Here is a 16791-nt window from a genome sequence, read left to right on the forward strand (position 1 = left end):
ACTTTTATAGGGGGTTTTTGTATTGTGTTTTATCTTATCTTGCCTTATGGTATCCTATTTTACCTTATACCAGCTTGCATACATGACTGGCAATACGATAAGTGTTAGAATAGTTGCCACTAGTAGGCCTCCGCTAAAGGCGATAGCCAATGGGCTCCAGAATACAGATCCCATGAGAGGAATCATGCCTAAAATCGCTGCGATAGCGGTGAGCATGATAGGGCGGAAACGAAGTGTAGCGGAGTTGATAATCGCTTCACGAGGTTCTTGGCCTTCTGCCTTGTGGATTTCGATTTGGTCTAACAAGATAATGGAGTTACGGATGATCATACCCGAGAGGGCGATGATTCCTAGAATAGCCATAAAGCCTAACGGTGTTCTCGTAATATTAAGTGCTAATACAACACCGATTAGCCCTAATGGAGCAGTGAGTAGAGCCATTAACATGAGGGCGATACGCTTTAATTGGAACATGAGGATTGTCATGATTACAAAGAGCATAATTGGGATTGGTGTTAATAGCTTTTGAACGGCTGTTTCGCTTTTTTCAGCGGCGCCGTCTAGGTCAATAGAATAGCCTGTAGGCAAGGAATCTCGAATGTCTTGTAATGATTTATAGACCTCTTTTGTTTTCGCATTGCCTAAGACACCGGCTTTTACATTCGCATGCACACTAATAGTTGGCATCATGTTGCGATGCCAGATAATACCATCCTCTTGAGCCATGGTAATAGTTGCAATTTGGCTAAGAGGTACGTAGGAGCCATTTCCTGTTTGAATTGGCAAGGATGAAAGAGCACTTAAGTTATGTTGCTCGTTGTCACCTAAACGGAAGGTAACAGGAATGGTTTGGTTCCCTTCGTAGTATTCACCAGACTTAGTACCAGACAATAGACTTTGTAAGTGCAAGGATACAGCGTAGCTATCGATGCCGAGTAAACGTGCCTTGTTTGGATCGATGTGAATATTGGCTACAGGTTCTGTATCTGGCCAGTCAAAGGCGATATTTTGTAAGTCTTTATCGTCTTGCATTTTTGCTTTTACTTGGTTGGCAATTTCTTTTACCACTTTTTGATCAGGGCCAGCAATGCGAAGCATAACTGGATATTTAGATGGTGGGCCAATTTGTACAAATTGAGCATTTACGAGAGCTGAAGGAAATTCTTTATTTAAATAAGAAGTTAATTCACCATATAGTTTATCCCGATCCTCTAAGGATTTTGTGACGATCACATATTGTAAGAAATTATCTCGTTGCAATTCTGGCTCTAAGGTGAGAACGAAACGCGGAGAACCTTGTCCAATGTACGAGGTAAAGGTTGAAATACGTTCGTCACCTTGCAAATGTTCATCAATGATTTTTGCTTGGTTAGCAGTATACTCGATGGACGAACTTTGAGGGAATTGCATGGATACAATAATTTCATTACGCGTTGATGATGGGAAAAATTCCTGTTTAATCAACGGTAGTGAAAGCAAGGATAAAGTGAAGGCACCTAGAGTAGCCAATAAGACTACCTTGTGATGTCCTAGTGCCCAATGTAATAGTTTTTCAAACTTATCATAGAAGGTCACATTGAGCTTGTGCATGATACGGTCTCGTTTAGTCCATTCCGATTCCGGCTTTGGAGCCTTGTTTTCAATGATTTTATAACCCAATACAGGGCTGACGAGAACAGAGGCGAACCAAGATAGGATGAGTGCCATAAAGACAACAATGGATAAAGATTTTGTAAACTCTGCTACCATACCTTGTGCCAATGCTAATGGCAAGAAGCCTGCACAGGTAATGAGCGTACCAGATAGCATAGGAAATGCTGTAGATTGATAAGCAAAGGTAGCCGATTTAAAGTGGCCCCACCCTTCTTCGAGCTTAACACTCATCATTTCTACAACGATGATGGCATCGTCTACGAGGAGACCTAAAGCTAGAATTAAGGCACCTAAGCTAACCTTATGTAGATAAATGCCACTTTCATACATCAAGATGAACGTCGTAGACACAACGACTGGAATGGTAAGGGCTACTACAACACCTGTTCGTAAACCAAGGGATGCAAAGCTTACGAGCAATACGATGGCGATGGCTTCAAATAAGGATTGAGAGAAATCGCCAATAGATTCCTTAACTATATGGGGCTGATTCGATACTTGCTTGAGTTCGAGGCCGGCAGGAATCGTTTTATTCAATTCTGCTAGCTTTTTATCGATGGCTTCACCAAATTCTATATTATTTCCACCTGCATCCATGGAGATAGCAATACCTATAGCCGGCTTGCCTTCGTAGTAGAACTGAGGACTACTAGGGTCTTGGTAGGTCATGGTTACATCGGCCATGTCACCGAGGCGCAACGTTTGGTTATTGATGCGGATTGGCATATCTCGCACCGCTTGAGGGCTATCGAATAGACCGTTGACGCGAAGATATACATTGTTTGTATCCGTTGTAATCACACCAGCTGGAACCATCATACTTTGCTGTTTAAGCGCTGTTAACAGTTGTTGTGTACTGACTTTATAGGATGCGAGTTTATCCTTGTTTATGGTTACATTGAGGGTTTGTTGTTGAACCCCAATGAGGCTGATTTTTTTAACATTAGGAACAGATAAAAGCTGACGCTTTAAGTCTTCTGCTTGTTGACGCTTTTCTTCATAAGAAAATTCATCACCACTAATGGCATAGATAATGCCATATACATCGTCGAACCTGTCGTTGATGGTCGGTCCTTGAACGCCTGCAGGCAATGATTTCCATTCGTCGTTGATCATATTCCGCGCTTCTTCCCAAGCGGGACGAATCTTATCGGATGGCAAATCCTCTCTTAGATTGATATAAATAACGGATTTGCTGCCATCTGTGAAAGATTTTGTATAATCTACACCAGGAAGGTCGCGTAGTTTTTCTTCGAGTTTGTCCGTTACCTGATTCGACATTTCTTGTGGAGAAGCCCCCGGCCAAGCAACACCGACCACCATGGTGCGCATCGTAAAATCAGGATCTTCCATGCGTCCCATATGGGTAAATGAGAAAATACCGAAGGTGAGGAGCACAGCCATGAAGTAGTAGATAATGGACTTGTGTTTAAGAGCCCATTCGGCTAAGTTAAATTGTTTCATTGACTAACCGCCGTCCCTTCTTGTAATTGTTGGGTGCCTGCGGTGATGACAATGTCACCCTTAGCTAAACCAGATGTGACGATGACGGAGTTCTTACCGAACTCACCAGTCTTGATAGGCACGAGATGAGCCTTCTTATCGCGGATGATATAGACCGCATTATTACCGTTAGAGTCTTTCACAAGAGCTGTCAATGGGATAGAAATATTGGTACTATCTGTGGTAGATAGATTAGCATTGACCGTCATGCCTAGTTGTACCTCTTTAGGCGCATTTTGTAAGGTAATTTTTACGGTATACGTTCTGGCTACAGGGTCAGGAACTGGTGAAATTTCACGTACTACACCTTGCACGGTTACATTAGGTAGAGCCCAGAAGGTAATAGTAGCAGGGCTTCCTACATGAATTTTACTCAATTCTTGTTCAGGAAGGGCAATGACTGCTTCTGGGTCGTGACCGGCCGCTAAGGTACCAACGCTTTGACCGGCTGCTACGACTTGTCCTGCTTCAATATTGAAAGCTGTAATAATACCTGTATCAGGGGCCGTTAAATTAGTATAGCTATTTTGATTGCTGCTCAAATTAAGGCTTGCCTGTGCTTGTTGTAATTGAGCAGATGTGGCATTCAATTGGTTTTCAGCCTGGTCTAATTGCAATTTACTAATCGCTTGTTGTGCATAGAGTTCGCGGTATCGTTTAGCATTGGTTTCTGCCAATTCGTAGGCCGATTGAGCAGCTTTTACAGCACCTTCAGCATTTTGCAACTGAGCTGATGTATCTGAACCATTGATTTGAGCAATGACTTGGCCTGCTTGCACCACATCACCAACATTTACAAATTTATTGATGATACGCCCTCCAATTTGAAAGGCTAAATTTGTTTCTGTTTTATTATGAATGGTGCCTGCATAGCCAGCATCAGTAGTTCCAGACTCTTCACCTATAGTGATGGTACGCACTTTGAGACTTGTATCTTCAGGGGGCTTTTCTAATCCACAACCACTTATGATGGCGGTCCCTATTAATAGGGCGCCTATGGTTGCTATGATTCGTTGATTCATAGAATCTCTCCTTTTACTACCATATATAAGTCCTATGAAATACACTATACAAAATGATCATAGGACTTTATATTTTATTGAACTTATTTTAGGATAGCAATTATTTCTATATTAGCTATTATTTCTATATTAGGTTTAATTATATATTTTATACAATTTAATAATACTATATTTATGTTGAAAGTTCTAGCCTTTATGCAGAAAATAAAAGAATTATATACTTAATGTATATAATTGGTGATAATTTTTTAAAGTAATCTATATATTTTGATAGTATATGTATTACTTATTTTATGGATACAAAAATGTATCAAAAAAGTGAGTCCTCTATTGATTGAGCTGTATCCAAAAATATGTCCAATTTTTGGGGTACAGTTCATAGGAAGAGAACTCACTTCTTTAGCTTTTGTCAGCTTTTGTCTATGTATAGTTTGAACTTTATTTTTCTTCTTCTTGTTCTACAATAGGTTCTTCATAGGTTACAAGAATTTTATCAATACGAGTATGATCCATATCGATGACTTCAAAGGTATAGCCATCCCATTTTGCCTTGTCTAATTCTTTTGGAATGCGACCGAAGAGGACGTTTAAGAGACCGCCCATAGTTTTGTACAAATCATCTTCTTCACCTGGTAATTCTTGATCGATGTGAAAGAATTCTTTAAATTCATCTACGTTGAGAAGGCCATCTACGAGCCATGCACCATCACGTTCGATGATTTTGTTTTCTTCTTCCTTGATTTCTTCCTCACCGGAAGGCATAAGGCCTACGATTTCCTCCATGATATCATGCAAGGTGACAAGACCAGTAAAACCACCATATTCGTCGAGGATAATTGCTTCATGAACGCCTTCTGTACGTAGAACGTTCAATAATTTCATGAGTGAAATGGATTCAGGAACGAGAACAGGTTCTTTCAAACAAGCTTTGATGATATCGTGAATAGAACTTTCACTAGGACGTTGCATAATTTGAACTAATACGTCGGATACGGTAACGAGACCCTTTAATTCATCCAAGGAATCGGTACCTACAGGAATGCGGTAATGGTTGACATTCTTGAGAACCTCCATGATTTCGTCTTCCATACCGTTAAGATCAATCCATTTGAGCTGTGTACGAGGCGTCATTATATCACCTGCGTTCATATCTGCAAGATGGAAGATATTTTCTACGAGGATAGGTTCTTCCTCTTCGTAAGCACCCATGGCAACGCCTTCGGTAAGCATTTTATTAATTTCAGATTCTGTAACAGGGGCTTCTTCTTTTACAGTAACGCCTAATATTTTTAAGAGGAATTCTGTGGAAATGCCGAGGAAGCTAACGATTGGTTTTAGGGCTACAGAGAGCCAATAAATCGGTTTTGCTACCACCACAGCGATGCCCTCAGGGCTATTTAAGGCTAATCGTTTTGGCACGAGCTCCCCTATAACGAGGGATAAATAAGTGATGATCGCAACGATTAGGAAGGAGCTCACTGAGGCTGCGTACGGTTCAATGCTTGGAATATTAGCAGTTAATATTTCTTCTAAAGGACCAGAGAAGGTGGCACCAGAATATAAACCAGTTAAAATACCAACGAGGGTAATGCCAATTTGAATCGTGGAGAACATATCATTTGGGTTCTCTGCCAATTCAAAGGCCTTTTTCGCGCGTTCATTGCCTGCTTCAGCTAATTCTTCAAGCTTACGTTTTTTAGCGTTTACGATGGCTAACTCCGTCATAGAGAATAAACCATTCGCGATGATTAATACGATGATAATTATAAAATCTAAGGTCAGATCACTGTCCATGTAAGTAGATACTCCTTTTTAATGAGATACGATTCTGCACATGAGAATAATAGAAATATTACTTTTTAGTATACCATATTAGAATGATGCATGTGAAAACACCTAAAAGTAGCCAAAGATGTGTATGGTAATATGATACAAGTACCGAACGATATGTGTGGAATACCTAAAAGCACCCATAGATGCATGTGAGAATATATAAAAGCACCCTATTGGGTGCTTTTATATATTGTTTATGTTTCTTTTGTTTGGCTGAATAACCAATCTCTAATGCCTTCAATATTATAGGCTACGGACCATGTGTACATGTGGTTTCCGTCTTTAAATACCGTGTAATTAATAGGGGCCTTTTGATCGACTGTGGCTTTCACCAACGCATCGAATTGTTCCGGTGTAGAATGGCTATCCCACATAGGAGAGGTTGCAATGTTAGTGCCTAAATCAGCCCAATTTTTAGTAGCTGTATTCATGCCAGGATATGCTTTTTCATCGCCTTCGGATACGAGAATCCATAGTTTTTTATCCTTTAATACTTTCATTTCTTCCGTATTCCATTGGCATGCTACGAGGAATTGAGCAGTAAATAAATCAGGATGTTTGTCGCTAATGGCGATGTTTGCCATACCACCTTGAGACTGACCAGAGCCATAAATTCGGTTCTTATCAATTGGATAGGTAGCGATGACATGATGTAATAGATTATCTACTAAGGTAAGACCAGGAGTCCATTCATTCTTATCGGTAGTCATCATACCTAGAGAATCGACTAAATCTTGTGTGTATTGAGGGGCAACGATAATGGCTTCGTGTTTTGCTTGTTCCTCAGGACTAGCGAAAATGGTAGCACCATTACCTTGGAATAGTACGGTGCGATTATCATTGATATTGGCACTGGAGTCAGCTATGAAGAAATATAGAGGGTACTGTTTTGATGCATCATAGTTTTTCGGTAAAAATACATTGTAAGGAATACTATTACCCGTAGTTGGATCTGTGTAAATATATGTTTTAAATTCATCCATAATAGTAGATGCCGTAGATGTATTGATTACGCTCGTTTGTGAAGGACCGTATATAGTACCTGTTTTAGTCACTACAGGTTGAACTTGTGTGACTGTAACATTTAAATTCGGTAATTTACGATCGGAACGCAGCGGTGCATCGACGCCTACAGCACCATTATTTTTTGGTTTATTAGGGCGTGGTGCTAAAACGAATGGTGTAGAGTTTTCATATTCAAATTCCACTACAACGTATTGATCAGCTGCTGTAGCTTTGGAATTTTTGTCTTTTTTACTAGCTTTGACTGTATTTGTTTGTCCTACTATTGTATCTATTTGAGGGGCACCATTGTGCAAATCTTTAGCTGTAGATTTGTAATTTTCTTTCAGTTCAGGCACAGAATTAGTATAGATATTGTTGATTGTTTTACCTTCTACCGTGAAGGTATTGAGCGCTAGTGCATTTTCTTGGATTGCTTCTGGATATTTGATGATGATAGCCGCTATTTTTTCACCATCACCATAAATTTTGGGTACTGCCGTCACAGATTGAATACCGTACGCTTCTGTTTGATGAGTTTTAGCTTCAGTTGTAGCAGGTATAGAACTTTTACCAGAAACAGTGGTAGTCATGTCTGTTGCTGCTAATGTAGTCGTTGTGGAAAGTGTACCTAGAACAAGAGCCATTAATAAGATTTTATTCATCATATCTCCTTATTTTATAGCGTTTATCAAAATATTGATTAGATTATATTATATAATAAAATTAAATTTAGTGCAATTTATTAGATTTCGTATAATATATAAATAAATAGTATATGTAAGCTGTTTTATACTGATGGTTTTATATAAATTAATAGGAAATGCTTAGTAGATTTTGTAAGATAGTATAATAGAAATAACATCTACTATAGGTATGATCGAGTAGGTGTATACTCGAATATATAGAGTGGCTAATATAAGATAGATCGAACAAATACATATTCGAATAAAAAGAGCAACTAAATACAAAAATACATGCAGTATTATATACAAAAATAACACGATTTAGAGCAATATTTATGATAGTTGGGAGTATATGAATGGCAACAGACCAAGAGTGGGAAAGTTTATTACAAATTAAAACCTCTGGCCGCGATGATAGTCGTTCCGATACGGAGCATCATCCGTATGAGCCGACGGATTATCGCGTGTTGGAGCGTTTGGCAAATAGTGGTCATATTCGCAAGAAACATACCCTCATTGACTATGGCAGTGGCAAGGGTAGAGTTAGTATTTTCATGGCTTACCAAACGGGCTGTCATTCTATAGGCATCGAATATGATGAACGGCTATATGAAAAGGCTTTGATTAATGGTGAAAGTCCAGCAGCGCGCCATCGCGTGTCTTTTGTACACGGTGATGCGGCTCTCTACGAGTTACCTGAGCAGGTTGATCGATGTTTTTTCTTTAATCCCTTTGCACTCCATACGATTAAGCGGGTACTAGGAAATATCTTTGATTCGCTATATCATAACCCTCGGGAGATTAAGTTATTTTTCTACTATGTTAATGAAGAGGTGGAGAACTTTTTAAATAACCACGTGCGCTTGGAACAAGAGGAACCTATTGATTGTAGTGATCTCTTTGAAGCAAGCGATGCAAAAGAACGAATTCTCGTCTATTCAGTCAATTTGTTTTAGTGTAGTAATTTAAGACTTTTATGTAACAATTAGTTATATTTTGATGTAACAGTTAAAAATCCGATGGATGCAATAAATATTAGATTGATGTAACAAATAAATATAAGACTTTAATATAGTAAGTTTATATATGAATATAATGTATATAAACTTGATTAAATAACCTCGGTTTGAATAGTGCTTTAATAGTATGAAATGTGTACTATTAGGGAAGTATTCAAATTGAGGTTTTATTCTATTTTTAAGGAACTTTTACTCATATTATTAAGGAAAAAGCAGATAAAATCTGATATAATAATATATTAGAGAGTATAAAATCAATTCATTTTATTGTTCTATACATTGATTCGTATGTACTAATGTAGCGGGTAGGGATGAGTGTATTGAATAAAGGAGGTACTCATGGAACTCATCGATACAGTTTTAATTGAACGCATTCGCAAAGCCTTAATTAAACGATATGACCGAGATCAACATATTCAACAAATGATTGAAGAAATCGGTACAGAAGAGGGCCTTAATGAGTCCGAATTGGCTATCGTTTACCAAGCTTATTTAGAGGTAAAGGAACGGGTGTACTATACATCTTTTCTCGTTGATTTATGGAATCAAATTGAAGATGTTCAAAAACGGATGGCTCTATTGCATTCTTATGAATCTTTAGAACAAGATTTATTTGGTGATGTCCTAGGCGATGATAAGGAAAATATCATCTTCTCTGACACATCCTATGGACTTGGCAAGGGTGATAGCCACAATGATGACGTATATGCTATGGAACAGGTGCAATTATCTGATGTGCCAGTACAACATGATTCTACGGTGGGCATGAATCATATTAAATTGAACGAATTACAATCAATGGGTGGCCTTTTTACTGGTTCTGGTGAAAGCTCTGTTAATGATATTTCAGATCTTGAGGATGATACCATTGAACATCTTGATGTCAGTCCTATAGATGGTGTTGAAAGCTTAGAAATTCATCGCTTAGATAAAGATGATACGTTAGATAATGATGGTGTTGGTGAGCTTTCAAAAGCTAAGGAAGAAGAAAAATCCTCTAGAAGAAAAGAAAAAGTCTCTAAAATAGAAGATAAATCATCTGAAAAAGAAGATAAGGATCATAAAAAAGAGGCCAAGTCTCTAAAAAAAGAGGGCAAATCTCAGAAGAAAGATAAGAAATCTGAGAAAGATGTAGTGGACGATGAGGATAAGTCGTCTATCGATCCATATACAGCAGTGAATGCTATGTTATTTGGTAAAGCCGGTTTAGAGTCCGATAAAACGAATAAGAAGATGGAAAAGCTTCTTAAAAAGAAATTAAAACGCGTTGACGATGAATGGGCGCGTATCAACGGTTCTGAGGACAAGAAATCTAAGGACGATAAAAAATCCAAAGAAGACAAAAAAGTTAAAGAGGATAAGAAATCTAAGAAAGATAAGAAAGATAAAAAACACAAGAAGCATAAAGAAGATAAGCTTTATAAAGCCGAAGAAAAGTTAAAGAAAAAGAAAGGCAAGGCTGAAAAGAAGCTTAAAATCTTAAACGATAAGTTAAAAACAGTCTTCTTAGCGGATACTTTCAAGAAAAAAGATAAGAAGAAAGACAAGAAAAAAGATAAAAAATCCAAAAAAGATGAATCCGCAAAAAAGCAGGAACGATAGTTTCTGTATGGAATAGTAAGGCCTCTGAAAAGATGGCTAAGGAGAGTGCTAGTGCGAAAAAATCAGCAGGTGCTGAGACTATCGACCGTGGATGTGGTAAATGCAAACGATGTAAAGGGCCTAAATGTAAGAAATATCCAAGATAATTGATAGTTATGTAATTACTAGAATATTACGTACCATATTACGTAGAATATGTGTACCATATATATGTAGTTTATGAGTTTTATTAATCATTTAGGCAGTATAGTTATGTAGTTTTGTTACGCATGTAACAATATAGTTATTTTTCTAACATACTAGTTAGTTTATCAGTTAGGCTAATAGTTAAGTTTAGTGTTAGGTTAATAATTAGAGTTATAGGATACAACAGTTAGGGGTTAATAATGAACCGATGGCAGCGATTATTTGAAGGCATACGAACAGAGATTAAGGTATTTATCTTTTTCTCTGCTTTGTTGACTGCATTTAGAATCGTGTTTCTTGCAGTATTTCAATCACAACTAGCTTCTGTGACGATGGAGAATATCCTCACATCCTTGTGGCTAGGCTTTAGATTGAGTCTCAAGACCGTCGGTTCTTTGTGTTTAATGGGCTTTTTAGGGGGTACATTGGTGCATACCTTTGTACCAAAATGGCCGTCTTTGCGCATTAAACAGGTCCTCTATTCCATTGCGACTGTACTGTTGACATTCCTATTTCTGGGACGCATTCCGTTCTATAAAATCTTCAACTCCTCTTATAATGCGATGCTCATCAATGGCAAAAACGATGATATCGGCGCCATTGTAAATACAGCAATCAACGAATATAATGCCCTCATGTACATCATTGGGGCCGTTGTATTGAGCACAGCTCTTTGCTGGTTCCTAGTTCGTTTTTTAGCGTGGAACACGAAGAAATATAGTGACTACGCTGATGATCTAAGGAATGGTGATGATGCTGATGATTTAAAAAATATTGATTCTGCAGATAATCAACGACTTTGTACTACTTGGTATCCTAAGACGAAGAAAACACAATGGATGACGGGCATTGGGCTGACTATTGTTATCGGCGTACTAGGTCTATTCTTTAGATTTGGCGGTGCTTTCAGCTATACGAACTCCATCAACTGGGAAAGTGCAGCGCGCCTAAGTTCTAATTTGTTGAATGAAAATATTCTAGACGATGTGCAGGCCTTGTATCGTGTTAAAAGCATTGCGAAACGGACGGCTGAGCTTGAGGTTATCAATTTAACGCCTCAAGAGCTAAATGAAAAAATCGCTGCTGTTGGCGGTACATTTAATGGTACTATTTTTGACGGTTCTTTCACGAGAACCATTACAACACAGCGATTAGCGGAGCAACCACAGTCCATAAACCTCGTTCTTGGAGAATCCTATGGCTTGTGGCCGTTCCTCGCTGAATATAACGAGCCTGGTGCGTACCTTGTTGAACAAGGTCGTAAATATGCTGCCAGTCCTCAAGCGATGAGCACGCAACTAGCCCTCGCGCAAGGTACAGGCACGATGCCGGCCATCAATGGTTTGTTGACGGGTATGCCTGACACAGGGTTATATCCTAACTATGAAGGTGAAAGTTTCAAAGAGCCTTATGGTTTAGGTATTGGTCCTGTTATGAAAAAGCTAGGCTACAAGACTGTATTTTGGTATGGTGGCTTTAGTACTTGGCAAAACGTTAAGAACTTTGCTTTATCTCAAGGCTTCGATGAATTCCACGATGCTTCAGAAATGCCAAGCGAAGACGGCAACGCTTGGGGTGTAGGCGATAAAGATTTATTTAAAGCTATTTCTGCCTACATGGATCAACATAGAGGGGAAAAAATTCTCAATGTTATCATGACTACTTCTAATCATCCACCGTATAGCATCAATGTGGGTAAGGAAGGCTACGATGTGAATAAGGTAAAAGGGCATTTGCCAGATTCTATCGAAGAAAACGATAAGCAATTGAACGAAATGGGCCATATTTGGTACGCAGACCACGTAATGGGTGATTTTATCGCTCGCGAAGAAATAGCAGATCCTTCTGCACTCTTCGTCATTACAGGTGACCATAGCGAACGTTTTAACTTTGCTCGTGAAGTAGGCCCTAATGTGGCATCTACTATTCCTATTATTTTTTATGGTCGTGGCATTCATAAAGATTGGTTTGCGCCTAATGCGTTCGGCATGAGCATTCAAATCATCCCAACCTTGGCGGAATTAATAGGCCGACCTGGTCAAACCTATGAAGCGATGGTACCAAGTTTGTTTACACAAGAGAAATTTGTATTTAATCATAGACTATATCTAGATAAAAATGGAAAAGTCTTAGAACAAAGTGCGAGCATGCCTCAATCCTATGGGGATATGATTAAAAACATGCGCGAACTTGCGGCGTGGCGTATTAAGCATGGAAATAACATTAAATAAGGGATATTTATCTAATGATATAGTTAGAACAAGCTATATGAGTTTAAGAATTTGTAGAAACTAATTTGGCTAGTGCATGTTTAAGAGGAGCATGGAATGGAGTTAATTTCGGTCATTGTACCCGTCTATAATGTGGAATCTTATGTTGCAGAATGTATTGAGTCCATTCAAAACCAAACGTATATGAATTTGGAAATCATTTTAGTAAATGATGGTTCTACAGATGCTAGTGGTGATATTTGCGATCAGTATGCAGCCTATGATGAACGCATCAAGGTCATCCATCAAGAAAATGGCGGTCTTAGTGCTGCTCGCAATACGGGGATAGAAGCGGCTAATGGCGACTATATTGCCTTTGTAGACTCCGATGATTATATTGGACTGAGCCTCTATGAAGATATGTTAAAACTCTTAAAAGAGCATAATCTTGATATTATTGAGTTTACTGCTTTCAGAGATAAAAATGGCGATATTATCGAAGGTTGCAATGATGGTCAATTAGAAATTTATGAGAAAGAGGATGCCTTGCGATTAGCCATGCATGATTGTTTTGTGGCGGCTTGGAGTAAGTTATATAAACGCAGTGCCATCGGTGATGTGCGTTTTCCTGTAGGTCGAAAGTTCGAGGATACTGCTACATCCTATCTATATGTAGCTAATGCCAATCGAGTGGGGCATATCAATCGTTGTTACTATTACTATCGACTCAATCCAAATTCCATAACTCAAACCTCGTTTGATCCGAAATCTCGATGGGATTTTGTGATTGGTTACGAGGAACGCTTGCAATACGCGATTGATCATCAATTACCATATGTTGATGATTGCAATAGTTTATTGATGAAAGCCGTATTATCCTGTTTAACGGCTTACTATGCAAAGCCAACGGGTAATCAAGTGTATTACGATAAGTGCAAAAAAATGATTGAAACTTATCGTAATGATGCATCCTACAAGCTATTAAATTCTAAATATAAGCTCTTTTTATGGTCCTTTGACCGTGCCGATTGGATTCATAAAATAGGGGCTCGTTTATCGTACTTAGCAAAACAAGTACGTTCGTAATTGAAAGGTGAAACTATGGCAACTGTATCTGTAATAATCTTAGCGAGAAATGAAGAACACAATATTCATGACTGCATTGAGTCTGTGCAGTTTGCCGATGAAGTTTTGGTTGTCGATGATTTTAGCACCGATGATACTGCAAAAATTGCTGAAGAAATGGGTGCTCGTGTTGTGCAACACGCCATGAATGGCGATTGGGGTGCGCAACAAACCTTTGGTATTGAACAAGCGAAATCTGATTGGATCTTATTCCTTGATGCGGATGAGCGCATTTCTGAGCCTCTAGCGAAAGAAATTCAAGCTATCGTTGTAAACGAACCTAATAAAGCGTATTGGATTCAACGGCGCAATAAATTCCATCATAACCACGCTACACATGGTGTATTGCGTCCAGACTATGTGCTTCGCCTCATGCCTAAAGAGGGGAGTTATGTAGAAGGCTACGTGCATCCTGCGATTATTACGCCGTATCCAACAGAAAAATTACAACATCCGATGTACCATTATACCTACGATAATTGGCATCAATATTTCAATAAATTCAACAATTATACCACATTATCTGCTGAAAAATATCGTGATAATGGTAAAAGCTGTTCTTTTATCAAGGATATAATTCTGCGTCCTACCTGGGCTTTCATCAAGGTGTACTTCTTACAAGGCGGTATTCTCGATGGGAAGATGGGCTTTATTTTGTCCGTTAATCACTACTTTTACACGATGACTAAATACGTAAAGTTTTATTATTTACTAAAATCCAAGGGTAAATTGTAATAGAGGGAGCATTATGTTAGGCAATTTTGGAAAACATTGGCATATAGGCCGTACTATATATGGCAAGCGCACATGGCGTGAAACGAGACGAACCTTCTTACATACAATGCGCTCTTGTCGTCATGACTCAACGGTTACGGAATTTGAAAACTTCTTTAAATCTTATACTCCAGATCCAAAGCTGTTGGAAAAACATCCTAGTCTCTATGAATTGATGAGTCGTATGTTTTTGATTAAAAACTCTACGCCACAATGGCGTTTGGAGGCACTTCGTCAGCATTTCACCATATTACAAGAGGTGTTTACGGATGAAGCGATTCAGCTCATGTATGTAGACGAAGCGGAGTTTGATTATTTCGATAAAAAACGAGGTATTACCCTTTGGTGTTTTGATGAGCTCGATATGTCTGCTCATCTATATTACGAGCCGGGACAACGTAAGGAAGGTTTCTTGACGGTTATGCTCTTGCTCGAAGATAAGGGCGTATACCATGCAAATATTCGCTTTGCTAAAGGCCATAACGGAGAGAGAACTCTTGTTATCGGTACTATTCAAGGTTATAAAGATGGTCTTGAGCGAGCTAAGAAGATTACGAAAAAGATGTATGGTTACCGTCCGAAGAACTTCATTACCTTCTTGATTCGTGAAATCGCTCGTGCTGCGCAAGTAGAATCCATACTTGCCGTATCTGATGAAGGCTTCTATGCAAATTCACATATGGTGCGCGGTAATAAATCAAAGGTGGCTATATTAGATACCTTGTGGGAGGATATCGGCGGTACCGTATTGGAATCTGATCCAAATTATTTCACTATTCCACTTGAAGAAGAACGCAAACCTATGGAAGAGATTAAATCACAAAAACGTAGCCAATATCGCAATCGTTATGCTCTTTTAGATGAGTATGAGGCTATGATTCAAGAAAACATAAAACCGTATGTAAAAGCCTAGAGGTGTGCTATGCGCGTAGCAATTTTAGAAAGTATTGTCATGCCTGCTGGTCATGAGGTGGAATTTGATCGTATCCTCATCAACGAATTAAAGCGTCAAGGTCATGAGCCAGTACTATTCGTACCGCAAAACTTTCCTTTTAAAGTAGATTATGGAGTAGATATAGTGTACTTGGAAGGTGGAGAGGTAGTGACCTATGCGGGAGCGTCTAAGTGGAAGAAGCCGTTTTTATCCATTTTACGAGAACGCCGTCGCCGTAGTTGGTTCACATCAGCAGCAGAAAAAATTAAAGAATATAATATAGATGCTTTAATCATTCCTACGGGGACATATCGCTATATTAAAGCTTTGTTAGACACGCCATTAAAGGACAGTAAGGCAGAAGTACATGTTATCTTCCATGGCATTGGCAAGGGAGAGATGGATCGCTTTATTAAGCAAGCTCATCGTGCTAATGCGTATAGAAATGTGTACCTCGATGTTATCTCTTTGCGCGATGATATGTTGCGCCCTGATTTACCGAGAGTTCGTAAAATCTTGCCTCCTGTGTTCTTGCCATCTAGTGAATTGAGTGGAGAACAAAAGAATAGTGATACGCAAGGTAATGTTAATATAGAAGACCAAAAAGTTCCGAATTCTACAACTTGTATAGGTGCTAATTTGGAAACCTCTATATCAGCAAGTAAACCGATAAAATTAGGTTTCTTTGGTCAGTTTAGAAAAGAGAAAAATATTGAGCGCTTTATAGATGCCTTTGTATCGCTGAATTATGATGATTCGGTACAACTCGTCGTTCAAGGGGCAACGGTAAAGCCTGAAGATGGGATATTATTTGAGTCTATCATCAAGAAATATAGCCGGTATAATAATATTAAATTCATCCATGCCAGTCTGATAGGGAAAGACTGGGATACAGCCTTAATGAGTGTAGATGCTCTATTATTGCCGTATGGGGCTGAACGATATCGCTATCACTGGGCAGCTATGCTGTTTACTGCTATTGGCTTTCACAAGCCTGTTCTTATATCTCCAGAAATTAATCCCGAGGTATTAAAACAGTATTCCATTGGGGAATTTTTAAATTTAGATGATGTAAATACTATCGGACAGGGAATACAAAAGTTTGTAGAGAATTTACAGCATCATAAAGAGCAATATAATCAAGGTTTAATGAATGCAAATGAGGATTACAGTCATCGTGCATTGATTCAATCCATCATACATGTATAAGGGATACTATGTAAGGTTTGTAGTTTATATGTA

11 protein-coding genes are annotated in these 16791 nt (G+C 38.6%); 7 read left to right on the forward strand and 4 right to left on the reverse strand.

Annotated features, from left to right (window positions below):
• Nucleotides 1-54 precede the first annotated feature (54 nt).
• The 4 genes from Q7O55_RS07915 to Q7O55_RS07930 form a co-directional block, all read right to left on the reverse strand.
• The gene (locus Q7O55_RS07915) at nucleotides 55-3117 is read right to left on the reverse strand and encodes an efflux RND transporter permease subunit (protein WP_303929615.1); all 3063 of its coding nucleotides are present in this window, start codon (nucleotides 3115-3117) and stop codon (nucleotides 55-57) included.
• A complete protein-coding gene (locus Q7O55_RS07920; RefSeq protein ID WP_303929616.1) occupies nucleotides 3114-4178 on the reverse strand; it encodes an efflux RND transporter periplasmic adaptor subunit in 1065 nt (354 codons plus the stop codon). The genes Q7O55_RS07915 and Q7O55_RS07920 overlap by 4 nt, the downstream gene beginning before the upstream one ends.
• A 438-nt stretch (nucleotides 4179-4616) precedes the next feature.
• Nucleotides 4617-5972: a hemolysin family protein gene (locus Q7O55_RS07925; RefSeq protein WP_303929617.1), complete on the reverse strand. Its 1356-nt coding sequence runs from the start codon at nucleotides 5970-5972 to the stop codon at nucleotides 4617-4619.
• 233 nt (nucleotides 5973-6205) lie between these two features.
• Entirely contained in the window at nucleotides 6206-7678 is a 1473-nt protein-coding gene (locus Q7O55_RS07930; RefSeq protein ID WP_303929618.1) for a prolyl oligopeptidase family serine peptidase, read from the reverse strand.
• A gap of 377 nt (nucleotides 7679-8055) precedes the next feature.
• Here Q7O55_RS07930 and Q7O55_RS07935 point away from each other — a divergent pair, with 377 nt between their 5' ends.
• The 7 genes from Q7O55_RS07935 (at nucleotide 8056) to Q7O55_RS07965 (ending at nucleotide 16758) form a co-directional block, all read left to right on the forward strand.
• Nucleotides 8056-8655 carry a class I SAM-dependent methyltransferase gene (locus Q7O55_RS07935; protein ID WP_303929619.1) on the forward strand — a complete coding sequence of 200 codons (600 nt, stop codon included), beginning with the start codon at nucleotides 8056-8058 and terminating at the stop codon, nucleotides 8653-8655.
• Between the two features lie 402 nt (nucleotides 8656-9057).
• Nucleotides 9058-10320 (forward strand): DNA-directed RNA polymerase I subunit RPA34, encoded by a 1263-nt coding sequence (locus Q7O55_RS07940; protein WP_303929620.1) that lies wholly within the window; start codon nucleotides 9058-9060, stop codon nucleotides 10318-10320.
• Between the two features lie 386 nt (nucleotides 10321-10706).
• On the forward strand, nucleotides 10707-12737 hold the full coding sequence (locus Q7O55_RS07945) for an LTA synthase family protein (protein WP_303929621.1): 2031 nt from the start codon (nucleotides 10707-10709) through the stop codon (nucleotides 12735-12737).
• A gap of 96 nt (nucleotides 12738-12833) precedes the next feature.
• Nucleotides 12834-13802, forward strand: a complete 969-nt coding sequence (locus tag Q7O55_RS07950; protein ID WP_303929622.1) for a glycosyltransferase — start codon at nucleotides 12834-12836, stop codon at nucleotides 13800-13802.
• 15 nt (nucleotides 13803-13817) lie between these two features.
• A complete protein-coding gene (locus tag Q7O55_RS07955) occupies nucleotides 13818-14576 on the forward strand; it encodes a glycosyltransferase family 2 protein (RefSeq protein WP_302132378.1) in 759 nt (252 codons plus the stop codon).
• 13 nt (nucleotides 14577-14589) lie between these two features.
• Nucleotides 14590-15528: a DUF535 family protein gene (locus tag Q7O55_RS07960; RefSeq protein WP_303929624.1), complete on the forward strand. Its 939-nt coding sequence runs from the start codon at nucleotides 14590-14592 to the stop codon at nucleotides 15526-15528.
• Between the two features lie 9 nt (nucleotides 15529-15537).
• Entirely contained in the window at nucleotides 15538-16758 is a 1221-nt protein-coding gene (locus tag Q7O55_RS07965) for a glycosyltransferase (protein ID WP_303929625.1), read from the forward strand.
• Nucleotides 16759-16791 lie beyond the last annotated feature (33 nt).

Source organism: Veillonella parvula, from assembly GCF_945949885.1.
In the GTDB taxonomy this organism is placed as follows: domain Bacteria; phylum Bacillota; class Negativicutes; order Veillonellales; family Veillonellaceae; genus Veillonella; species Veillonella parvula_B.